This is a genomic window from Parasaccharibacter sp. TMW 2.1891 (assembly GCF_023337675.1).
Lineage (GTDB): Bacteria > Pseudomonadota > Alphaproteobacteria > Acetobacterales > Acetobacteraceae > Bombella > Bombella apis.
Map to the genome: position 1 here is coordinate 191,336 of NZ_QORT01000003.1, position 22,646 is coordinate 213,981.

General features: G+C 60.1%; 18 protein-coding genes and 1 CRISPR repeat array. Of the genes, 10 read left to right on the forward strand and 8 right to left on the reverse strand.

What is annotated here, in order from left to right; translation table 11 throughout:
* The first annotated feature begins 32 nt into the window (after positions 1-32).
* The 3 genes from DTJ15_RS08030 (at position 33) to DTJ15_RS08040 (ending at position 3,773) form a co-directional block, all read left to right on the forward strand.
* Positions 33-1,202 (forward strand): autotransporter strand-loop-strand O-heptosyltransferase, encoded by a 1,170-nt coding sequence (locus DTJ15_RS08030; RefSeq protein ID WP_043558991.1) that lies wholly within the window; start codon positions 33-35, stop codon positions 1,200-1,202.
* Positions 1,199-2,719: an autotransporter strand-loop-strand O-heptosyltransferase gene (locus tag DTJ15_RS08035; RefSeq protein WP_086431563.1), complete on the forward strand. Its 1,521-nt coding sequence runs from the start codon at positions 1,199-1,201 to the stop codon at positions 2,717-2,719. The genes DTJ15_RS08030 and DTJ15_RS08035 overlap by 4 nt, the downstream gene beginning before the upstream one ends.
* Positions 2,720-2,828: 109 nt before the next feature.
* Positions 2,829-3,773 carry a rhodanese-related sulfurtransferase gene (locus DTJ15_RS08040; protein ID WP_249109803.1) on the forward strand — a complete coding sequence of 315 codons (945 nt, stop codon included), beginning with the start codon at positions 2,829-2,831 and terminating at the stop codon, positions 3,771-3,773.
* Between the two features lie 68 nt (positions 3,774-3,841).
* On the opposite strand, the gene DTJ15_RS08045 is transcribed toward DTJ15_RS08040, so the two are convergent.
* The 4 genes from DTJ15_RS08045 to uvrA form a co-directional block, all read right to left on the reverse strand.
* Positions 3,842-6,007 (reverse strand): TonB-dependent receptor, encoded by a 2,166-nt coding sequence (locus tag DTJ15_RS08045; protein ID WP_408902177.1) that lies wholly within the window; start codon positions 6,005-6,007, stop codon positions 3,842-3,844.
* A gap of 239 nt (positions 6,008-6,246) precedes the next feature.
* On the reverse strand, positions 6,247-6,792 hold the full coding sequence (locus tag DTJ15_RS08050) for a DUF2946 family protein (protein ID WP_249109806.1): 546 nt from the start codon (positions 6,790-6,792) through the stop codon (positions 6,247-6,249).
* A 3-nt stretch (positions 6,793-6,795) separates the two neighbouring features.
* The gene (locus DTJ15_RS08055; protein WP_043558985.1) at positions 6,796-7,134 is read right to left on the reverse strand and encodes a multidrug efflux SMR transporter; all 339 of its coding nucleotides are present in this window, start codon (positions 7,132-7,134) and stop codon (positions 6,796-6,798) included.
* Between the two features lie 14 nt (positions 7,135-7,148).
* Positions 7,149-10,085, reverse strand: a complete 2,937-nt coding sequence (uvrA, locus tag DTJ15_RS08060) for an excinuclease ABC subunit UvrA (protein ID WP_081562379.1) — start codon at positions 10,083-10,085, stop codon at positions 7,149-7,151.
* A gap of 137 nt (positions 10,086-10,222) precedes the next feature.
* Here uvrA and ssb point away from each other — a divergent pair, with 137 nt between their 5' ends.
* Positions 10,223-10,789, forward strand: a complete 567-nt coding sequence (ssb, locus tag DTJ15_RS08065) for a single-stranded DNA-binding protein (protein ID WP_043558983.1) — start codon at positions 10,223-10,225, stop codon at positions 10,787-10,789.
* Positions 10,790-10,873: 84 nt separating this feature from the next.
* Positions 10,874-11,527: a hypothetical protein gene (locus tag DTJ15_RS08070; RefSeq protein ID WP_219811875.1), complete on the forward strand. Its 654-nt coding sequence runs from the start codon at positions 10,874-10,876 to the stop codon at positions 11,525-11,527.
* Here the strand turns inward: DTJ15_RS08070 and DTJ15_RS08075 are convergent, their stop codons facing one another.
* Positions 11,528-12,310 carry a DUF421 domain-containing protein gene (locus tag DTJ15_RS08075; RefSeq protein ID WP_081562378.1) on the reverse strand — a complete coding sequence of 261 codons (783 nt, stop codon included), beginning with the start codon at positions 12,308-12,310 and terminating at the stop codon, positions 11,528-11,530.
* A gap of 281 nt (positions 12,311-12,591) precedes the next feature.
* Between DTJ15_RS08075 and DTJ15_RS08080 the strand changes: the two genes are divergently transcribed.
* Together DTJ15_RS08080 and DTJ15_RS08085 are read left to right on the forward strand one after the other, a co-directional pair.
* Complete coding sequence (locus tag DTJ15_RS08080) at positions 12,592-13,263, forward strand: HAD family phosphatase (RefSeq protein WP_052348991.1); 672 nt, start codon at positions 12,592-12,594, stop codon at positions 13,261-13,263.
* A gap of 72 nt (positions 13,264-13,335) precedes the next feature.
* Positions 13,336-14,799 (forward strand): mannitol dehydrogenase family protein, encoded by a 1,464-nt coding sequence (locus DTJ15_RS08085; RefSeq protein WP_081562377.1) that lies wholly within the window; start codon positions 13,336-13,338, stop codon positions 14,797-14,799.
* A gap of 246 nt (positions 14,800-15,045) precedes the next feature.
* Positions 15,046-15,745: a CRISPR direct-repeat array (repeat unit 29 nt; unit sequence CTGTTCCCCGCCTACGCGGGGATGAACCG).
* Positions 15,746-15,793: 48 nt separating this feature from the next.
* Here DTJ15_RS08085 and DTJ15_RS08090 read toward each other — a convergent pair.
* The 3 genes from DTJ15_RS08090 to DTJ15_RS08100 all read right to left on the reverse strand — a co-directional run bounded on the left by DTJ15_RS08090 (position 15,794) and on the right by DTJ15_RS08100 (position 18,990).
* Positions 15,794-17,086, reverse strand: a complete 1,293-nt coding sequence (locus tag DTJ15_RS08090) for an esterase family protein (protein WP_249079864.1) — start codon at positions 17,084-17,086, stop codon at positions 15,794-15,796.
* A gap of 215 nt (positions 17,087-17,301) precedes the next feature.
* The gene (locus DTJ15_RS08095; protein ID WP_249109808.1) at positions 17,302-18,204 is read right to left on the reverse strand and encodes a dihydrodipicolinate synthase family protein; all 903 of its coding nucleotides are present in this window, start codon (positions 18,202-18,204) and stop codon (positions 17,302-17,304) included.
* 84 nt (positions 18,205-18,288) lie between these two features.
* A complete protein-coding gene (locus DTJ15_RS08100; protein WP_249109809.1) occupies positions 18,289-18,990 on the reverse strand; it encodes an AraC family transcriptional regulator in 702 nt (233 codons plus the stop codon).
* Positions 18,991-19,143: 153 nt separating this feature from the next.
* Here DTJ15_RS08100 and DTJ15_RS08105 point away from each other — a divergent pair, with 153 nt between their 5' ends.
* The 3 genes from DTJ15_RS08105 (at position 19,144) to DTJ15_RS08115 (ending at position 22,645) form a co-directional block, all read left to right on the forward strand.
* On the forward strand, positions 19,144-19,737 hold the full coding sequence (locus tag DTJ15_RS08105) for a TetR/AcrR family transcriptional regulator (protein WP_043558971.1): 594 nt from the start codon (positions 19,144-19,146) through the stop codon (positions 19,735-19,737).
* Positions 19,738-19,959: 222 nt separating this feature from the next.
* Complete coding sequence (locus DTJ15_RS08110; RefSeq protein WP_081562922.1) at positions 19,960-21,120, forward strand: iron-containing alcohol dehydrogenase; 1,161 nt, start codon at positions 19,960-19,962, stop codon at positions 21,118-21,120.
* A 133-nt stretch (positions 21,121-21,253) separates the two neighbouring features.
* A complete protein-coding gene (locus DTJ15_RS08115) occupies positions 21,254-22,645 on the forward strand; it encodes an NAD-dependent succinate-semialdehyde dehydrogenase (RefSeq protein WP_043558965.1) in 1,392 nt (463 codons plus the stop codon).
* Position 22,646: the final 1 nt, after the last annotated feature.

Consider the following 22,646-nt stretch of genomic DNA (forward strand, 5'->3'; position numbering starts at 1 on the left):
AGAAGGAAAGGCATGTATGCGAGTGTGTGGCCATGAGTGATAATGACAGGGTCGTTCTGACACAGGTTGGCCCCGAGGGCATCCGGTATGATTTCATGGATGGCTGTCGTGTCTGGGTGCCGGAGGGGGCCCGCTGGACGGTCAGCCTGCGTGATGTGGATACGGACACTGTCCTGTTCTTTCAGGAGATCAACGGGTCCGGCATGGTGCAGAGCCTCAAGCGTTACTATGTCCGGTTCGAGATCACCGTCTGCAAGGATGGCAGCGAGGTCTTTACCCATGTCTGCGACCTGAAGGACCGTGAAGTGCTCATCGTGATGCAGCTGGGCGGGCTGGGAGACCATATTGCCTGGGTAGGACAGGCCGCCGCCTTTGTGGAGGAGCATGGCTGCCGGGCAAGCTTTCTTGTGAACGGGGCTCTGATTTCCCTTTTTGAGGATGCTTATCCCCATATCCGCTTCATTGATGAAGAGGACGTGGGCGACAGGCAATATTACGCACGGTATAGGGTTCTGGTTTTCTTCGGGGACAGGGAATTCACCTGTCAGCCCAACGATTATCGGCAGACGGGTCTTTCCCATATGGGGGCTTACATTCTGGGACTGCCACCGCAGGACAGGAAACCACGTATTGTGGTGGATCCGGGCGGGCGCCCGATGGAGGAGCCCTATGTCTGCATCGGGGCGCAGGCCTCGGGTCTGAGCAAATACTGGAATAATCCCCGTGGCTGGTATGATCTGATCCGCTTTCTCAAGGAGAAGGGATACAAGGTGGTCTGCATTGACAAAGACCGTGTGGCAGGCCCTGTCACGGCGGTGCGGACCATTCCTCATGGTGCTCAGGACGAAACAGGTCCCCGCCCGCTGACAGAACGGGCCCGCTGGCTGAAACATGCCGAGTTTTTTGTGGGGACATCCTCCGGTCTGTCATGGCTGGCCTGGGCAGCCGGAGCCCGGGTGGTCATGATCAGTGGTTATACAGAGCCATATAACGAGTTTTATACGCCATACCGTGTCATCAACAGGCATGTCTGCAATGGTTGTGCCAATGATGTGAACATCGACCTGCAAGCGGAGGATCCTTTCTTCTGTCCTCATCATAAAGGCACGGAGAGGATGTTTGAGTGTTCACGCGGGATTTCCTTTACGCAGGTCAAAAAGGCCATTGAGCGGATTCCGGGTTTTGGAGAGCTGTCAGAATGACTGAAAAGAAAACGGAACGTGTTCTTCAGGATATCGTCGCTCTCAAGGCCCCTTCCTCGGCATCACGTCTGCCCTTTACGGAGGAGACGGCAGGTTCTGGCCTGGAGGAGCAGGGGGAACAACAGTCTGTTGTCTCCTCTCTTTCCGCCGCGGAGCTGCCATCCGTCCCATCCGGGGCAGGTGATGCGGGATCGTTGAAGGAAAAGGACGATGGCATCGAGAGGCTGCCCCATCTGCCTTTTCCTGCGCCTGCCATGGAGCCGACGCAGGAAGGTGACCACGGCCTTCGGTATGATTTCAACTTCGGCGTCCGGGTGAAGGTGCCGGAGGGTGAGCAGTGGCGGCTGCGTTTCTGGGACATGGATACGGATACCTGCCTGTATGACGGCAAGGTTGGTGGGGAATATGTTTCCTCCCGCAAAAAGTATTTCATGAACGTGCTGATCGAACTGTTCGATGGTGAAACGCTTGTCTGGACGCACGAATATGATGCACGGGGCAAGAAGGTCGCTGTCCTCATGCCGACAGGCACTCTGGGGGATCCGCTGGGCTGGGTCCCTTATGCCGACCGGTTCGGGCGTGATCATGACTGTGAAATGACCATCGTGACCAGTGAGGTGATCATCGACCTCATGGGGCCGGCCTATCCGCATGTCCGCTTCCTGAAGGAAGAGGAATTTGCGGATGTGAAGGACGAATTCTACGCCACCTATTACATCGGGCTGTTCTTTCATGATGTGGAACAGGCCTGGCAGCCGCGGGACTTCCGTGCCGTTGGCCTGCATAGGACAGCGGGGTGGATTCTTGGCGTGGATCCAACAGAGATCCGCCCCAAGGTGGTCATCGAGAAGGCTGATACCCGCCCGATCGAGGAGCCTTATGTCGTGGTGGCCGTGCAGGCTTCCTGTGCCTGCAAGATGTGGCAGAATCCATTCGGGTGGCTGGATACGGTCCAGTATCTGAAGAGGATGGGGTATCGGGTCATCTGTATCGACAAGGACCCGGTGGTCGGGCACAATATTACCTGGAACCACATACCCAATGGCGTGGAGGATGAAACAGGGGAGCGCCCGCTGGCAGAACGGGCCCGCTGGCTGAAACATGCCGAGTTTTTTGTCGGTCTGTCCTCCGGCCTGTCATGGCTGGCCTGGGCTACCGGTACGCCTGTCATCATGATCAGTGGTTTTACGGACCCGATCAACGAGTTCCATACGCCGTACCGGGTGTTCAGCAACCATGGCTGCAACAGTTGCTGGCACGATATCCGGACGCCCTTCCAGCATGATGATCATCTGTTCTGCCCCCGGCACAAAGGGACGGACAAGGCGTTTGAATGTACACGCAACATCAGCACATCGTATGTACTGTCCGTCATCAAGAAGCTGTGCAGGGATCATGGCTATGTGCCACCGGCTGTGGCCGCCGGGGAACCCTGGCCTGATGATGCAGAACGGATCGCCATGGTGAAGGGAAATCTGCATTACGAGCACAGGCATGAGGTGTACTGGGAGCTTTGAGCCTTCCAGTGGCGGCCCGGCAGCGTCTCCTGTCTGCCGGAGGGTGCCATCTGCTGGTCAGCCTGCTAGAAGGGCGGTCAGGTTCCTTCTTTGCGAGAATGGTTGACTGATGACAGATACATCCCTGCCGGTCTGCGTGGCCGCCCTCTATCATTTCACGGCGTTTGAGGATCACAAGTCCCTGCGCCAGCCCCTTCTGGAGCTGTGCCAGAAGGAGGGCGTGAAAGGCAGCCTGCTGCTGGCCCGTGAGGGCATCAATGGCACGATCGCCGGGCCTGATGCAGGCGTCGATGCCGTACTGGCCTACATCGACAGCCTGCCGGGCTGTGCCGGGTTCGATTACAAGAAGTCCCGGGCGAAGACGATGCCCTTCCTGCGGATGAAAGTGCGGCTGAAGAAAGAGATCGTCACGATGGGGCAGCCGGACATTGACCCCCATGTCTGCGTTGGCCGTTATGTCGAGCCGAAGGACTGGAATGCCCTGATCTCTGACCCTGATACGGTCGTGATGGACACACGCAACGACTATGAGGTGGCCATCGGCACTTTCCGGGGTGCCGTGGACCCGAACCTGAAGACATTTCGTGCCTTCCCGGAGTGGTTCCGCACCTGGCGGAAAGAGGTGGAGGCACAGGGCCGCACGCCGAAGATCGCCATGTTCTGCACGGGGGGCATACGGTGCGAAAAATCTACCGCCTTTGCCCGGCAGGAAGGGGTGGAGGATGTGTACCATCTGAAAGGCGGCATCCTGAAATATCTGGAAGAGATTCCAGAGGAAGAAAGCCTGTGGGATGGCGAATGTTTCGTGTTCGACCAGCGTGTCTCGGTCGGGCATGGGCTGAAACTGGGCAGGTATGACCTCTGCCATGCCTGCCGTGCGCCCATCAGTGCGGAAGACAAGGAGTCGCCCCAGTATGAGGAAGGCGTGAGCTGCCCGCATTGTTACGGGCAGAGAACGGATGCCCAGCGGCAGCGTTATCGTGAACGCCAGCGTCAGGCGCAGCTGGCGGCAGAACGGGGACAGGCCCATCTGGGGGATGAGGCGCAGGGCTGACCGGCTTTTCAGCCCCGGTCTGCCGTGGAAAAGGCGTCCCCCGAAATGGGGTGACGCCTCCATCTTGTTCAGAAATGTTCCCGCAGGGTCAGGTTGACGGACCGGCCCATGCCCAGAACAGCCCCGGGAGGGCTGCCCGCCGTGCTGACGGCCCGGCCCCCCAGCGGCAGGGCGTAACGCTGGTTCAGCAGGTTGTCGAGGCTCACATCCAGCTGAAGATAGCGGGACCAGTGATACCCGGCTCCGAGATTGAACAGCGCATAGCCGGGTGTCCGGGGCTCGTTGCGGACCCAGTCCACCGTATGTTTGGCTTTGACAAGCACGACTTCCGCCATGCCGTGCCACGGGCCGAAATGCTCATGCAGGCGGATGGTCCCGTTGAGCGGCATCTGCTGGTACAGTCCCGAATGGGTCTTGAAGTCCTGCCCTCGCACCCAGTTCAGAGTGGCGGAGAGTTCCCCCGTGCCCCAGTGTGTATTGTCCCACAGGGTCGTCCGGCCAGAGGCGTTGATGCCGTAGCTCTGGGCATTGTGGTTGGCGAACTGGAGCAGGTTGAAACCCCGTGACAGGGCACCGATGCGCACGACGTTCATGTAATTGTGCGTGTAGGTGTAGAAAGGCTGGATCATGGCCTCCCACTGGTGGTCATCCGCATCGTGGAAGCGGAATGTCACGCTGGTGGTGTTGGCGACTTCAGGTTTCAGGTTCAGGTTGCCGACATAGCCGTTGCCATCACCAAACCAGTTGATCATCCGGGCCGTCATGCTGTCCCGGCTCCAGCCATAGCGTTCATACAGGTTGGGGGAGCGTGTCTTGCGGGCATAGCCGCCCTCAATGTTCAGATAGGCACTGGCCTTGTAGCGCACCAAGGCTGTGACATCGAAATTGTCATCCGTGCGGCCCCGGCGGGCACTGTTGAAGGCACGTGCGGCCGCCTGATTGGTGCTGCCCATGTTCATGCCAGACATACCCATGCCGGACATGCCCATATCCGACATGTGGCCCATGCTCATCATGTTCATGCCAGACATTCCTCCCATTCCCATGTCATTCATGGAGGAGAGGCCCTGATAGGGAGAGACCGGGCCGGTATTCATCATGATGACGTCGCTGCGCATGCCGAGTTCGGTGGAGAGGCGGGGCGTCCATTGGGCATTCCACTGGATGAAATGGCCAAGATGGTCCCGATGGGCACCGTTCAGGCTGTGGAACGTGCCCGGCCCCATCATCATGCTGCCCATGACGGGCGGCCACCAGTCATTGAGGCCATCATGACTGAAGGCACTGCCGATCTTGAGCTGATGGCGTCGCCCAAGCGGCATGGTGGCGACCAGACTGTAGCCTGCCGTCCGGCCATCGCTGTTCATGGGCATGCCGGTCGTGGCGCTGTGGCCGCCCTTGTCGGCCAGCATGTTCATGGCATGGGTCACACGCTGCCAGTAGCCCCGGGCCTCCAGCGTCCCCCAGCCGAAGGTGCCTACATATTTCCCGTTCACGAAGGTGGAGCGGTTGTTGGTCTCGTCCATGTACTGGTTGGGGAAACCCTCGTAGGGCGTGTCCTGCTGTCCGAATGTCAGGCTGAAGAGATGGTTCTTCAGTTTCAGGCCCGCCGTCACATCATGATTGAAGCTGAGATAGCTGCTGGAGAGAACCCGTCCGCCACGCCCTCCGGCGGTGTAATCGCTGGCATGGGTGTAGGAGCCGCTGTAGCGCAGGCTGAGCATGTCATTGGCAACCGTGATGGAACCACCGGCACCGGAGCCGCCGCCATTGCTGCGCCAGTCTTCTCTTCCATCGCCTGTCACGAGGATGTTGCCTTCCCGGGCGAACTGCGGGTCTTTCCGTTCCACGGAGATGGTGCCCCCCGTGCTGTCTCCGCCGAGGCTGACAGGCGTGATCCCGGAAATGGCCACGCTGTGGGACACTTCATCTAGGCTGATCTGCGAGAGGGCAGGATTCATGTGGTTGGGGCAGTCCGCCATCAGGGGCATTCCGTCCACGAATGTGGCGACCCGGTCATCCGCCATGCCGTTGAGAACGGGCAGGCTGGCGATGCCGCCCGTTCTGTAGCTGCTGTAACCCGGTACGTCCCGGAACAGGGCCGCCGTGTCGGCTGCCTGCGTGAAAGGGCGTCGGATGGCTGTGACGCTGATCTCTTCAGCCGGTCGGTTGCTGGAGGAGGCTGGGGCCTGGCCAGGCTTCAGGGAGGTGGGGACCTGCCGGATGGGCGACATCTGCGGCCTGTCCGGGGGGCTGGTCGTGGTCCCAGGGCCGGGGAGGGAGGAGCCGGAGGCTGGCAGGGTCTGGGCGGTGGCCTGTCCGGCTGGCAGGATCACACCTCCCAGAAACAGGGTGGTCAGGGCCGGACGCACGATACGTCCACCCGTGCAACGGGGAAAAATAGACAAGAGTCATCCATTCTGAAGAAAACATGCGGAAAGGCCGACACGCAGCCTTCTTCAGGCCGGGCCGGTCAGGCGGATGCGTGGCTCAGGATGGTGACGGGTGGCCCACGGCTCGGTGGCCGCTGGCGGGTCGGTTCTGGCGGTGCCTGTGCGGGAGGAACCGCCTGCCATATCTGGCGGGCCAGCCGGGTGCAGCTCAGCAGGACGGCAAGGACGGTCAGTGCGAGCAGGACATGGTCCAGCAGGGGGCAGAGGGGACAGTCCAGCCCGTGATGGTGGTGCCCGCCAGAATGATGATGGTCCATCAGCAGGGGAGCTGATGGTGCTGTCGGGCTGTGGGGATGGCAGTGCGCCTGTGGCTCCACACCCTGCCCCATGGTGGCATGATCCATGCCCGGCATGATGGCGGCAGGGATGGCTTCTGGCCGGGGGGCGATGTCGATGCCTGTCAGCCGCAGGATGGCGGCCCGGGGGTTTTCATCGGGCAGGCTGGTGGCCGTGAGAAGGGTCTGTGCCCCGAATCCCAGCAGCATGACCAGTACCATGAGGAGGCGCAGTGGCGTCCAGCGGAACAGGGCAGAGGTCATCAGGCCGTGGGTGGAGAGAGCCTTCATGGGTCAGTGCCGGACTCCACCGGAGAGACAGGCCAGCAGCGTGCCCAGCATGATCAGCCCCACGCCCAGATAGGCCGTCAGGGACAGAGGCTGACGGAAGATGGTCACGCCGATGAGGACGATGCAGACGATCCCCACCCCGCACCAGACGGCATAGGCGATGCCAAGAGGGACGCATTTGAGGGCCTGTGCCAGACAGAAGAAGGCCGCTCCATAGAGCAGGAGCGAGCCGATGGTGGGCAGGGGCCTGCGGAACCCGTTGGAGATGTTGAGCAGGCTGGTTGCCAGAACCTCCAGCAGGATGGCCCCGAACAGGAAGAGCCAGGCAAGAAAAGGCGTCATAGCGACATCCTATATCAGGATTTCTTTTTTCTGCCACCTTCCCTGCCGGTACCCTGCTGCGGCGTGGCTGGTGCCGGGCCTGTTTTCCCGGCGGCCAGCATGGGGGCGAGGAACTGCCCGGTATGGCTTTTCTTGCAGGCGGCAATGTCTTCTGGCGTGCCGGTGGCGACAACCTGCCCACCGCCTGCACCGCCTTCCGGCCCGATATCGATCACCCAGTCCGCCGTCTTGATGAGATCAAGGTTGTGCTCGATGACCAGCACCGTATTGCCCTGTTCCACAAGGGCATGAAGGACATTCAGCAGCTTGTGGACGTCTTCGGTATGCAGGCCGGTGGTGGGTTCATCCAGCACGTAGAGGGTCCGGCCCGTGGCACGGCGGGCAAGTTCCTTGGCGAGCTTCACACGCTGGGCCTCACCACCGGAGAGGGTGGTGGCCTGCTGGCCGAGGGCCACATAGCCCAGCCCCACCTGCTGGAGGATGGAGAGACGGTCCGCAATGCGGGGCACGGCACTGAAGAATGGCACGGCCTCGTCCACTGTCATGGCCAGAACGTCGGCAATGGATTTGCCCTTGAACTTGATCTCCAGCGTTTCCCGGTTGTAGCGGGCCCCTTTGCAGGTATCGCAGGTGACGAACACATCCGGCAGGAAGTGCATTTCGATCTTCAGCACGCCGTCACCCTGGCAGGCCTCGCAGCGCCCTCCCTTGACGTTGAAGGAGAAACGTCCCGGCTTGTAGCCCCGTGCCTTGGCCTCCGGCAGTTCGGCGAACCAGTCCCGGATGGGGGCGAAGAGGTCCGTATAGGTGGCGGGGTTGGAGCGGGGTGTCCGCCCGATGGGGGACTGGTCGATCTCGATGATCTTGTCGAGCTGCTCGGTGCCTTCCAGCCGTCCATAAGGGAGGGGGACGGCAGCGGACTTCATGATCTGCCGGGCCAGCCCCTTGTAGAAGGTGTCGGTGATGAGTGTGGACTTGCCGCTGCCGGAAACTCCCGTCACGGCGATGAAGGTGCCGAGCGGGAACTTCACGCTGACATTCTTGAGGTTGTTTCCCTTTGCCCCGTGGATGCTCACCCAGCGTCTGCTCTTGCGGCGGGTGGCGGGGACGGGGATGCCCCGGCGGCCAGCCAGCCATGCGCCCGTCAGACTGTCGGGATTCTGGGCGACCTCTTCCGGCGTGCCGCAGGCGATGACGTGCCCGCCCTGTGTTCCGGCTCCCGGCCCCATGTCGATGAGGTAGTCCGCCTGCCGGATGGCATCCTCGTCATGTTCCACGACAAGGACGGTATTGCCGAGATTCCTCAGCCGCTCCAGCATGGTGAGCAGGCGGGCATTGTCCCGCTGGTGCAGCCCGATGGAGGGCTCATCCAGCACGTAGAGGACGCCCGTCAGGCCGGAGCCGATCTGCGAAGCCAGCCGGATGCGCTGGCTCTCCCCGCCGGAGAGCGTGCCGGAACTGCGGGAGAGGGTGAGATAGTCCAGCCCCACACGGTCGAGGAAATGCAGCCGCTCGGTGATTTCCTTGAGGATGCGCCGGGCGATCTCGGCCCGCTGGGGTGTCAGGCTGGCCTCCACGGTGCTGAACCAGGCAAGGGCCTCGCTGATGGTCAGGTCAGAGGCCTCGGCAATGTTGCTGTCATTGACCTTCACGCAGAGGGCTTCCGGCCGCAGGCGGGCACCGTGACAGGCCGGGCAGGGCATGGCGGACTGGTACCGGCCCAGGGCCTCCCGGACATGGACGCTACTGCTCTGCGCCAGACGGCGTTGCAGATGGCTGATGATGCCTTCGAAAGGCCGGTGGATGGTGTGTGTCTTCCCCTTGCCATCCTGATAGGGGATGCTGACGGCTTCCGGCCCGCCATGCAGGAGGAACTGGCGTGAACTGTCCTTCAGCCTGTTCCATGGGGTGTCCAGCGTTTCCTCGCAATGGCGGGCCAGGGCGGCGAGGGTCTGGTCAAAGAGCGGGTCCTGCTCATTCCGCCACGGGGCAATGGCGCCTTCCCGCAGGGTCAGGCTGTCATCGGGGATGATGAGGTTGGGGTCGAAATGCGTTTCCGTACCCAGCCCGTCACAGGTCGGGCAGGCTCCCATCGGGGCGTTGAAGGAGAAGAGGCGGGGTTCCACACTTTCCAGCATGAAGCCGGATTCCGGGCAGGAATAGCGGGAGGAGAAGGAAGCCTTCAGCGGCTCACGGTCTTCCCCGCTGCGGAGGACTTCCTCGACAGAGGCCAGGCCGTCCGAGAGGTCCAGGGCGGTTTCAAAACTGTCGGCCAGCCGGGTTTCCACACCGTCCTTCAGCACCACACGGTCTACCACGACATCCACGTTGTGGCGTGTCTTGCGGTTCAGCTTCGGGGCGTCGCCGATCTCGTAGAGCGTGCCATCAATGCGTACACGGGCGAAGCCACGGCGGGTCAGCTCGGCCAGTTCCTTCGCACAGTCGCCCTTGCGGTCCCGCACGACCGGGGCCAGCAGCATGAGCCGTGTGCCGGCGGGCATGGCCATCACACGGTCCACCATCTGGCTGATGCTCTGGGCCTCGATGGGCAGGCCGGTAGCCGGGGAGTAGGGAACACCCGCCCGTGCCCAGAGCAGGCGCATGTAGTCGTGAATTTCGGTGATCGTGCCGACCGTCGAGCGTGGATTGCGGGAGGTTGTTTTCTGCTCAATGGAAATGGCCGGGGAGAGGCCCTCGATGGAATCAACATCCGGCTTGCCCATCAGTTCCAGAAACTGGCGGGCATAGGCGGAGAGGCTCTCCACATAGCGACGTTGCCCTTCGGCATAGATGGTGTCGAAGGCGAGGGAGGACTTGCCGGAGCCGGAAAGGCCCGTCAGCACGGTCAGCCTGTCCCGGGGGATGGTGACGTTGACGTTCCGCAGGTTGTGCGTACGGGCACCACGGACGATGATGTGGCTTGTGCTGGCAGGGCGGGCTGTGTCTGTCACGCTATGTCCTCATTACGGCCTTTGTGGCAGGTATGGATGCATGGGCGGTCCATCTGTGCAATATAGGCAATATGGGTACACGGTGCCAGAATCGAACCGTGGCAATGAAAAGTTCTTGAGAGAAGTGGAAAAAACGCATGGCAGGTAGCGTAAACAAGGTCATTCTGGTGGGAAATCTTGGGCGTGACCCGGAGGTCCGGAACACCCAGTCCGGCAGCAAGATCGTCAATCTGGCTATCGCTACCAGCGATACGTGGAACGACCGCAATACAGGAGAGCGGCGTGACCGTACGGAATGGCACCGTGTCGTCATTTTCAACGAGCGTGTCGGTGATGTGGCGGAACGTTATCTGCGCAAGGGCCGCAAGGTTTATATCGAAGGCGAGCTGCGTACCCGCAAGTGGACGGACCAGCAGGGCGTGGAGAAATACACGACCGAGGTTGTGATCGATCGCTTCCGTGGCAATCTTGTCCTGCTGGACAGCCAGCGTGGCGGTGGTGACGGCGGCGGCTATGGTGATGATGGTTATGACGGTGGTTATGGTGATGGCGGCAGCAACTGGGCTGGTGGCGGGTCCGCTCCGGCGGGCCGTGGCGGTGCCGGTGGTCGTGGTCAGCAGGGTGGCAACTTCGGTGGCGGTGCTGGCTGGGACAGTTCTTCCGGGCAGGGTGATCAGGCGCTGGATGACGAGATTCCGTTCTGATCCTGTCCTTTCATGAGGCACGGTCCGGTGGGTGCCATCGGGTCGTGCAGGACAGGCAGGCAGCAGGCAGGGAACGGGTGGGACATGGGCGGAACGGGGAGCAGGCGTGCCGTAAGGTGGCGGGTGCAGGCTGGTGCCGTGCTGGTTGCGGCGGGAGGCCTGTTGGCTGGGTGTGCGGCAACGCCCCCGCAGCATCCCAATAATATCTGCGACATTTTTCAGGAAAAACGCAGCTGGTATCACACAGCCATGCGGCAGGAGGCCAAATGGCACATTCCTGCATCCGTTCCCATGGCCATCATGAATCAGGAATCAAGTTTCCGGGCCAATGCACGGACCAGACGGACCTACATACTCTGGATCATTCCGTGGGGGCATATCAGTACGGCTTACGGCTATGCCCAGGCCAAGAACGAGATATGGCGTGATTACCAGCGGCAGACTGGCGCCGGTGGCAGCCGGACAGATTATGCCGACGCTCTCAATTTCATGAACTGGTATATCACCAACAGCCGGAAGGTGGATGGCATCCCCGTCACGGACGCCACGAGGCAGTATCTGGCTTATCATGAGGGATGGACGGGGTATCGTCGCCGGACTTACGCCAGCAAGGGCTGGCTGGTGACGGTGGCCCGCAAGGTGGGCCACCGTGCCCGGCAGTATCAGCAGCAGTATGATGCCTGTCGGGACAGGCTCAAGGGCGGCTGGTGGGAAAATTTCTGGGACTGGCTGTTCTGATCAGCCGCCCTTCTGCGGGCTTGTCAGGCCGTTGGCCAGGGCCGCTGCCGCACCGGGGCTGTGAGGAGCCTTTTTTGGTGCACCATCCCGGTCATCATGCCGTGTGTGCGGGATGACGTTACCATCCATGAGCACGTAACGGAACTGGCCATCCTTGATCTCTGCCAGGAAGATGTCCTCCAGTTTTTCGATGTTCCGCTTTTTCATGTCTTCCATAAGGGCTTCTTCGGAGAGGCCAACATCTTCAAGGTCATCAGCACGGACAACCCCGTCATAATAGACGATCAGTGCAGGGAGTTTTTTCTTGTCCGTGATGGCAGTAATGGCGCCGCTCGGCTCGATCTGGGCAAAGTAAACATCATCAAAGGAATAAATACCCTGGATGTTGAGCTGGGAGGCAATGTTGAGCATGTCGATCTTGTTGTTCTTGTCACGGATGTTCTCCATGAGGAAGCGGCCATCCTTGATGATCGGAATCTGCCTGCCGATGGTCACGTTTCTGAACATGTTGATTTTTCTGCAGAAGCGTGTCAGGGTGAGCAGGATACCAACCCCGATGAGCAGGGCGATGACATATTCATGGAAGGATATGTTGGTCGTATAAAGGACGCCGCCAACGAGTCCGCCGAGGATGAAGTTGCCGACGAGGTCGATGGCGTTCATCTGGGAGACCTGGCTGCGGCCAGAGATGTTGAGATAAGCAATGATGATGGCGAAGCCGGTGACCAGCTTCAGGAACATCCAGATGTTGAGAGCCAGATTCGGAAAGAGTTGGTGAAGCATCGGGGAGAACCTTGCTATGGGGAAGAGGGGGCAGCGGGTGTCCCCCTGCTGCCGTGTAAGGGAGATGCACCTTTGTATGCAAGGCTATAAGGGGCATTAATATCTTTTCAAGATGTTGCGATCTTTTTCCTGCCTGTTACCCTTGAGGAAACAGAACAGACATCGAATTTTTCGGAGACCGAATCAGGTCAGGCAAACAAGGAGTATTCATGAGCAAGCACACGAATTTTCCGATCCCCGATCAGGCCCCTGCTGCGGTGCTGCCCACGGGGCGCCTTGATATGATCCTTTTTGACTGTGACGGCGTGCTGGTAGGGGGGGAGCATCTCTCCACAGCGCTCATGTCCGAAGATGCCCGCAGCCATGGCTGGGACATCAGTGATGAAGAAGGCAACAAGCTCTTCGGTGGTGGTGAGCTGGCCAAGATTGGTGAGATGATCGCCGAGAAGACAGGTGACAAGCTCCCGGACAACTGGGACATGATCATGCAGGACCGCATTGTGGAGATGATGCGGAAGAAGGCGAAGGAAGTACCCGGTGCCACGAAGATGCTGCGTGATGTCGTCAACGAGATTCGCCTGCCGATCCGTGTTGGCTCCAACTCTTCCGAGGCAGAGATGGAGGCCAAATTTTCCAGCACAGGGTTGGACAAGATTCTGAAGGAAGAGCGCATCCATTCCGGCCGTGACCTGAACATGCCCAAGCCTCGCCCGGATATCTACCTGCACGGGGCGAAGCAGGAAGGGGTTGATCCGGCGCATTGCCTGGTGCTGGAAGATTCGGATGCCGGGGTCGAGGCTGCCCGCCGTGCCGGTATGGCCTGCGTGCTGCTGCGTGACCTTGACAAGCCTGCCCCGTCCTGGCCGGGCCTGCTGCGTATTGCCCATCTTGATGAGTTCGTGCCGCTGCTCAAGAAAATCATCGCTGCACAGGAAGAGCATCGCAAGGGCTGAGACATCCTTGCCTGCTGGAGGCCGGAGCCACGCTCCCGCCCGTTTTGTTCATGATCCTGCTGGAGACCTGTTATGCTGACATATGACAGCCTGAAATCCCTGCCGCAGAAGGTGGCTGGTCCTGCTTATGACGTCCGCAAGGTGACGTCAGGCATTGTGCATTTCGGGGTGGGCAATTTCTTCCGAGCCCATCTGGGATACTATGTGGACCGTGTTCTGGCCCTGCCGGACCAGCAGCATTGGGGCATCACAGGTGTCGGGCTGCGCTCCGGTGGGAACTCCGACAGGAAGGCCGAAGAGTTTCGGGCACAGGAGGGGCTGTACTCTCTGACGGAGATTGCCGCTGATGGCAAGGCGGAGATCCGTGTCATGGGATGTTTGAGGGATTATCTCCAGGCGCCTGATGAGCCGGAGACGGTTCTCGCCCTTCTGGCGGACAAGGCCACGAAGATCGTCTCCATGACCATCACGGAAGGCGGCTACAATATTGACGAGACAACAGGGGAGTTCCGTACGTCTCTGCCTGCCGTGCAGGAGGACCTTGCCAACCCGAAAAAGCCCAGCACCATCTTCGGTTTCGTGGTGGAAGGGCTGCGCCGCCGCCGTGAGGCGGGTCATGGTGGTCTGACTGTCATGTCCTGCGACAATCTGCGGCATAATGGCGATGTGTCTCGCAAGGCGTTTGTCGGGTATGCCCGGGCTGTGGATGCGGACCTTGCCGAGTGGATCGATCAGAACGTGACCTTCCCCAATGCGATGGTGGACCGCATCACGCCGTCTGTCTCTGATGAGGGTAAAGCCAAGCTGAATGAGCGCAGCGGATTGGACGATCTCCAGCCGCTTCTGTCCGAGGATTTCATCCAGTGGGTGATTGAGGATAAATTTGCGGCAGGTCGTCCCGCCTTTGATAAGGTCGGGGTGGAGTTTACCGATCAGGTCAGTGCCTATGAACATGCCAAGATCCGTATGCTCAATTCCAGCCATCTCATTCTCAGTGCTGCGGGCATGTTGCTGAATCTGGAACTTGTGGACCAGGTTCTGGGTGAACCACGTGTGCATAAGTTTGTGGATTCTGTTCTGGAAAAGGATGTGATCCCCACACTGAAGGCTCCGCCGGGTGTGGACCTGCATAAATATAAGGCGACACTTCTGACCCGCTTCTCCAACGCTGCCATGGCAGACCAGGTAGCCCGTATTGCCTCGGATGCAACATCCAAGGCGCAGGTGTTCTGGACGGAAACAGTGCGTGCCGTGCTGGAGGGTGGCCGGGAGCGGACCCGTATCGTGTACTGCATGGCCCTCCTGCTGGAGCTGCTGCGGGGCAGGAATGAAAAAGGCGAGAAAATTGCGCTTCAGGAGCCGTTCCTGACGGCAGAACAGTTGAACATTGCTGCCTCTGATGATTTTGAGGCTTCCATCGGTCTGCCTGCTTTCGACAGCTGGCGTGATCTTCTGACTCCAGAGATTAAGCAGGAGATTGTGCGTGATCGGGAGCTGATCCGTCAGAAGGGTGTTCTGGCCAGCCTGCCCGTGTGATGAGGCGATGAGCCGTTGAAAATTGATTGTGTGTAGAGAAAGGGAGGCTCCGGCCTCCCTTTTTCATGTTTGCTGTCAATCTTGTGGATAAAATTTGCTGGAGTGGTTTTTGGCTGTTCAGCGTCTCAACTTTCTTCTGTAAGGGCCGGAGAGGACTTGCCTCGGCGAGGTCATTAAAATTATATTTAATTCGGTAAGTTCTTTGACAATTAAAAAAGACTTATAATACAAATGGTTACAGGAAGTCTGTTCCCCGCCTACGCGGGGATGAACCGATCGGCTCCCGCAGAGCCTCTATCAGTGGGTACTGTTCCCCGCCTACGCGGGGATGAACCGCCGCCCGGCGGGTAAATCCGGGCGGCTCTTTGCTGTTCCCCGCCTACGCGGGGATGAACCGCTCATTTGTCAGATTTTCACCGGACCGATATGCTGTTCCCCGCCTACGCGGGGATGAACCGCCTTTCAGATAGTCCCGGCCAAGGTTGTGCCACTGTTCCCCGCCTACGCGGGGATGAACCGTCGATGGCATTGGTGGAGGGTGTGTCCTGCCCCTGTTCCCCGCCTACGCGGGGATGAACCGTCGATGGACGCCATCCAGCCAAGACAGAGAGCCTGTTCCCCGCCTACGCGGGGATGAACCGGACGGTGATTTTTTCAGTTGCCATCGCCCGGCCTGTTCCCCGCCTACGCGGGGATGAACCGTTGACAAATCTCCCCACGCTGCCCAGTAGTGCCTGTTCCCCGCCTACGCGGGGATGAACCGCTCCCCTTGCTTCGCCAAAATTGTATCAAGAGCTGTTCCCCGCCTACGCGGGGATGAACCGAAAGACAGTCGTGTTTGGTATTGGTGAACATTCTGTTCCCCGCCTACGCGGGGATGAACCGGATCATCATCACCGAGCTCGACGCCTGCGACCCTGTTCCCCGCCTACGCGGGGACAAACTCGGTGCCAGACCGCCATCACTGGCCTGTACCGAACTGTTCGCCGGTGGGTCATGGGGTGGTTGGTGGCATATGTGGTCGCCAGAGCCATTCCAGAGCTTCGGGAAGGGTCTGTTCGATGGTGGGGCCATCCACATGCCGGGCATTGCGGGCAAAGACAAATTGGTAATCATAGCCCTTGTCGGCCAGCACGCGGGCCATGTTTTCCCCAGCCAGCACCCAGTCATGCATGCCATCAGGCATGGACGGAACGGGGTAGAACAGGTCCTGGTCGCCTACTTCGTACCAGATGTGCAGCGGGGCCAGTGGTGCCGCCGGGATGAGCGCCGCACCGGGATGGGGGGGTACGGCTTCCGGTGTTCCGGCCCATGGGGAGTGAAGCTGCCATCCCCCGCCGGGCAGGGCGGGGTCGTGCGGCCATTGCTGGTTGACCAGCGAAGGAGAGTAGGCCAGCACCCGGTGATAGAGGTTGGGCCGGAACCAGGCCATGGCAAAGGCCGCTGCCCCACTGGAGCTGAACCCCATGGTGGCCCGTTCCTCCGGGTTGCGGGAGAGAGTGAGGCTGGCCTTCTTCTCCACAAGAGGGAGGACATGCGCCTCTACCCAGTCGGCATAAGCGCCGGACATGGTGTCATATTCCCGTCCCCGTTCACTGCCTTGGGCGTCGCCACCCCCGGCTCCAACGCCAATGACAATCATGGGAGGAATACGTTTTTCTTTCAGCAGCCCGTCCACCATGGCGAAAAGATCCCGTCCTGGATAGAGGCCATTATTGCTGCCATCACCAAAGATGAGAAAGGGAAGGGGGCGGTCGGTCGGCGTGTTGGGGGGGATATAGACATCCACCGTGCGGGTCCATGGGGCCGGGTGAGCTCCGGGAACGGTCAGATTGGATGGATCGCCCGGCACGCTTGTGGAGACATGCACCATGCCTGCTTCCCCTGTGCTGGTGGTGCAGGGGACCGGGTCATCCCGTACAGTGCCGGGGCTGTAGCCACTGGTCGGGGATGAGGCCAGCGTGAAGCTGATGATCCGCCCCTCCGGGAGCTGTATGTTCTGCCACTGTGCAGGGAGTGTGTGGGAGGTGCCAAGAATGTAGTTGCCTGTTTTATCCACAGGCGGCAGGGCGTTGTCGGGCAGGTCAATGGCTTCAGGATAAAGTGGATCATGTGGATCATGTATCGGCATGGCGCCAGAGCCACTCAGGCCGGATGTGTCGATGAAGAAAGGTTTGTGTGGTGCGGTTGTATTGGCCTGTGGGGGCTGGAGGGCTTTCAGGGGGACGCAGTCAGCAGAGGCGGCCTGTGCCAGGGTGGGGGCTGAAATACCCAGTATCAGACTCATGAGCCCGGTGCAGAGGCTGTACCGGCAAAAATGGATTTTGGTGCTCCATCGGAGCGGTGAAGGGCTTGAGGCAGAAAAATGCATGGCAAACATCACGGAAGAAGAAATATGGGACACATCGTGTCAGACGCTACCATAGTTTGCCTCATCTCCAAGCCCTGCTGTCCCGGAAATGATGGGCCTTGACCCAGGGATCAGAGGCCCATCCTGCTGGATCAGCCCGGCTGGTGGGTGTCGATCAGCGTGGCAAGTTTTTTCGCATCCTGCGGGGACACGCCCTGGAGCGGACGGGGGAGCGCACCGGGTCCAGCCAGCCCCATGATCGTCGCCGCAGAGGCGATCACACGCAGGGAGCCACCATAACGGGCACTCATCTCCCAGAAGGGGGCGAAGATGGCCTCGATGCGGGCTACATCCTCTCTCTGGCCAGTCAGGGCCGCATCCGTCAGCCGGCGGGCCAGACGGGGGAACAGGCCACCCCATTCGGAGTACCAGATGCGGGCGCCCTGCATCAGGGCACCGGCGGCGGTCGGATCACCGCTGATGCCGGGGGAGGTGCTGTCAGGCAGGGCAGGCAGCAGGCGTTTCATCCGGGCGGCAGCCTCTTCTGCCGTGGGGGAGCCGCTGGGGAGCTTGATGGAACGGACCTGCGGCAGCTGGCAGATGCGCTGCATCAGGGTATCGGAGAAATGGAACTGTGTCGTGCCGGGGGTGTCATAGACGACCAGCGGCACGGACACATGGCGGCTCACCGTTTCATACAGGGTGAAGACCTCTTCGTCCCGCAGGGGGAAGTAACTCATCGGGGGCAGCAGCAGGGCTTTGACACCGGCTTTCTGGGCATCTTCGGCCAGCAGCAGCGTGTCCCGCAGGTTGATGGCCCCGATGCTGACAAGAACCGGCGTCGTGCCAGCGTGGCTGACAGCCAGTCGGGTGATCTTTTCCCGTTCGTTCCGGGTCAGGAAGGCATAGCTGCCGGTGGAACCGAGGGCACCGATGGAATCGACTTTTGCCTCGACCAGCCGGGCGATCAGTGCGGCGAAGCGGGCCTCATCGGGTGCGTCCTGGTGCATGGGGGTGATGGGGAAGGCACTCAGCCCCGTGAAGGAAAATGTCATGGTCTGTCCTTTCCGTGTACGGTCCCGGCCATGATGGCGGGAAAAAGGCTGCGCCGTATAGAAGGAATGTGACAGGCCGTGGTTTCAGCGGGGCAGGGGGCCTGCCCGGTACCGGCCCGGTGTCGTGCCGAATGTCCGGCGGAAGAGGCGGCCCATGTGGCTCTGGTCGGCAAAGCCTGCCTCCATGGCGGCCTGAAGGCTGCCGACACCGGCCCGCAGCTGCGTTTTCACATGGTTGAGCTGCTGGAGCAGGCGGAATGTCTGTGGTGATAAGCCGTAATGACGCTGGAAACGGCGGGAATAGGCCTCCCGGCTCATGTTGGCCTGTTGGGCAAGACTCTGGATGGACGTCGTGAGCGACATGTCCTGCATGGGCAGGGGAAGGCGTGGTGGGGCGGCCAGATGGACATGGGACGGATGGTCACCAAGGCAGTGCTGGATGAGGGCGGCGCAGTCTGCCTGGTCCAGAGGGAGACCGGGCGTGAGATAGAGGTTCAGGCAGAGTGTCTGCCCGACACGGGCTGGATCGGCATCCTGCGAAACGTGGGGCGTACCCGCAGGAATGAGCAGGGCCTGCCCCGCCGTGAGGTGGACGGGCTGGCCAGCGATGAGAAAATGGCGACAGCCGGAGAGGATGAAGGCCAGCTGGTCTTCCTGATGGAAATGCAGCGGCAAGGCGAGCGTGGTGCCCCGGGCCATGCTCATTTCTTTCACGTCAGGATGGCCTGCCCGCCAGTAGTGCCACGGGGGGCCGGGAGGCATCAGGGAGGAGGAAAGAGGGAGCATGATGTGGTGCCGGGGCGTCGTCTGGTCCTTGATAGGGGGGGCAGGATAACCTGCCTTCCGGGGGAGCGTCCATCTGATCTGGAGGGCACCAAAAATAGAATGACCGGTCTATTCTTTGTGGACAGAACAGGTCTTTCCTGATAGGGTTACAGCATGACAGTTGCAGAAAAGCATGAGCAGGCCCGTCGGCGTATTCTGGAATCTGCCCGCCCTCTCATTGGGCTGCGGGGGTTTTCTGCCGTGGGGCTGAGCCAGATTCTGGAGGCAGCTGGTATCCCCAAAGGCTCGTTCTATCATTATTTCGAGTCGAAAGAGCATTTCGGGGCTGCCCTTCTGGAGCTTTACAACGAGCAGTATCTGGTCAAGCTGGAAGCTCTCATTGCGCAGACGGGCAGGACCGGGTTTGAGAAACTGTCTCTGTATTGCCAGTGCTGGGTGGATGCCCAGCAGGATGGCTGCCTCAATGAGAAATGTCTTGTCGTCAAGCTGGCGGCGGAGGTGTCCGATCTTTCGGAGAGGATGCGGCTGATCCTTGCCGAAGGCACGACCCGGATCGTGGACTGTCTGGCCCGTATCGTCGAGGAGGGGCAGAAGGATGGCTCCATCACGAAGGCGCTGCCCGCCCGGTATCTGGCGTCTTCCGTGTATCAGACGTGGCTCGGAGCCACTCTGCTGGTCAAGGTCACGCACCAGCAGGCTCCGTTCGAGGAGGCTTTCGAGGCGACCCGTCATCTTGTGACAGTCTGAGTCATCCCGGTTTCCTGTCTTTTTTCGAAGCAGGAAAGTTTTTTTCGGGAAGGGTCTTTCATTTTCGAGATGACCGGTCTATTTATTGAGTGTTCCCGATGAAGGCTCAGGGCCGATTCCCTAAAGGCTTTGGGACCAGGGAGAGAATGGTATCTCACATGGCCGTTAAAGATGACCGGTCTATTATGTGATCTGGTCTGAAAGAGCGGCAAGGAGGACAGCATGGATAATTTTGAATTCTATAACCCGACAAAAATCCTTTTTGGCAAAGGGATGATTGCCAGGCTGGATGAGCAGATCGACCAGCAGGCCCGGGTTCTTGTCCTCTATGGTGGTGCCAGCGCCGAGAAGAGCGGTACGCTGGGTGAAGTCCGCAAGGCATTGGGGCAGCGGACATTCTGCGAATTCGGCGGGATTGAGGCCAACCCGACTTACGAGACGCTCATGAAGGCTGTCGAGGTCGCCCGCAAGGAGAAGGTGAATTTCCTTCTGGCTGTTGGTGGCGGTTCCGTCATGGATGGCACGAAATTCGTTGCTGCTGCCGTGCCGTATCAGGGCGAACCGTGGGAAATCCTGCTGAAGCAGGGTGAGACGGTCCAGCAGGCCCTGCCGCTGGGAACGGTCGTGACACTGCCCGCTACCGGGTCGGAGATGAACAGCATTGCCGTGATCTCCCGCAAGGAGACGGGCGACAAGCTGGCTTTCTCGAACCCGCACGTCTTCCCGGTCTTTTCCATTCTGGACCCGACCCGCACTTTCAGCCTGCCGCCCCGGCAGGTGGCCAATGGTGTGGCGGATTCCTTCGTCCACGTGATGGAAGCGTACATGACCCTGCCGCAGGATGCGATGGTGCAGGATCGCTACGCTGAGGGCCTGCTGCTGAGCCTGCATGAGATTGGCCAGCGCATCACCAGTGCTCCTGCTGATGACTACGACCTGCGTGCCAATCTGATGTGGGTGGCAACACAGGCCCTGAATGGTCTCATCGGGGCTGGCGTGAAGCAGGACTGGGCCACCCATGCCATCGGCCATGAGCTGACGGCGAAATACGGGATCGACCATGCCCGCACGCTGGCCATCGTCTTCCCGGCCATGCTGAAGGAGCGTCGGGAGCAGAAGCGTGCCAAGCTGCTGCAATATGCCGCCCGTGTTCTGGGGCTGACGGAAGGCACGGAGGATGAGCGCATCGATGCCGCCATCGCCCGTATCGAAGCTTTCTTTGAAGGGCTGGAGATTCCGGTCCGTCTCTCTGCCTACGACATTGACCGTGCTGGTATTGATCCCATCATTGCCCAGCTGGAAGAGCATGGCATGACAACTCTTGGTGAACATCAGGACATTACGTCAGAAATCAGCCGCAAAGTTCTGGAAAGAAGTTTGTAAGGTTCCAATATCTGGTTGGGGGGCGGCAATGGTCCGTGTTGTTGCTCCCCAGCCGGCCTTTGGGCAGTGATTCAACACTGTCCATATCACACCCAGGTTCCGCTGCAGGGACCCGGGAAGAACGAGGTGTATCATGGCATTTGCCACTGTTAATCCTTATACGAATGAAGTTGTCAAAGAGTTTCCGGAAGCAACGGAACAGGACGTTCAGGCCGCCCTGGCCCGGGGACATGAGGCTTACGAAGCATGGCGGGAAACCAGCTTTGAAGAGCGCGCCAAGCTCATGAAGAACATCGGTGCCCTGCTGCGCCGTGATGCGGAGAAGCTGGCCCGTCTGGCTGCGCTGGAGATGGGCAAGGTGCTGGCCGAAGGGAAGGCCGAGGCCATCCTGTCTGCCCAGATCTGCGAATATTATGCCGAGAACCTGGCAGAGCTGCTGAAGCCGGAAGACCTGAAGCTCTCCGACCCCAAGATGGGGCGTGCCAAGCTGGTGTATGAGCCGCAGGGCATCGTGCTGGCCATCGAACCCTGGAACTTCCCGTATTATCAGGTGCTGCGCATTGTGGCGCCACAGCTTTCTGCCGGTAATGCGGTCCTTCTGAAACATGCAGGCAACCTGCCGCAGTGTGCTGCTGCCTGTCAGGAGCTGGTTGAAGAAGCGGGCGCACCGAAGGGGCTGTTCCAGAATATCTACATGCCGCACAAATTCACGGAGATGGTGCTGGATGATCCCCGTACCTGTGGTGTGGCGTTGACAGGGTCCGAGCGGGCCGGGTCCATCGTGGCTGGTGCTGCTGGCAAGGCTCTCAAGAAGGCGACCATGGAGCTGGGGGGCAGCGATGCCTTCATCGTTCTGGATGATGCCGACCTTGAGAAGACCGTTAAATGGGCCGTGTTCGGCCGCCACTGGAATGCCGGTCAGGTCTGTGTCTCTGCCAAGCGCATCATTGTGGTGGACAGCCTTTATGACCGCTTTGTGGAACTGTACAAGAAGGGCATTGCCGAGCTGAGGGCCGGGGATCCTTTGGACCCGAACACCAATTTCGCTCCTCTTTCTTCCCAGCAGGCTGCGGATGATCTGCGTGAAATGGTGGAGAAAGCCGTCAAGCAGGGAGCGAAGGCTGAGACCATTCCTGTAGCCGTGCCTAACCAGGGGGCGTTTTTCCAGCCGGTTGTTCTGACGGAACTGGATGAGAACAATGAGGCCCGTCATTGGGAGTTCTTTGGCCCGGTTTCCCAGCTTTATCGTGCCAAGGATGAGAACGATGCCGTTCGCATCGCCAATGACTCTCCGTATGGTCTGGGTGGCGCCATCTTCTCCAGGGATGAAGCCCGGGCAGTTCGTGTGGCGTCCAAGATCCGTACCGGCATGGTGTTCATCAACCACCCGACCACGACCAAAGCGGAACTGCCTTTCGGCGGTATTGCCCGCTCCGGTTATGGGCGTGAACTTATGAGCCTTGGGATCAAGGAATTCGTGAACCACAAGCTCGTCAATGTCATGGACATTGACTCTCCGTTCTGAA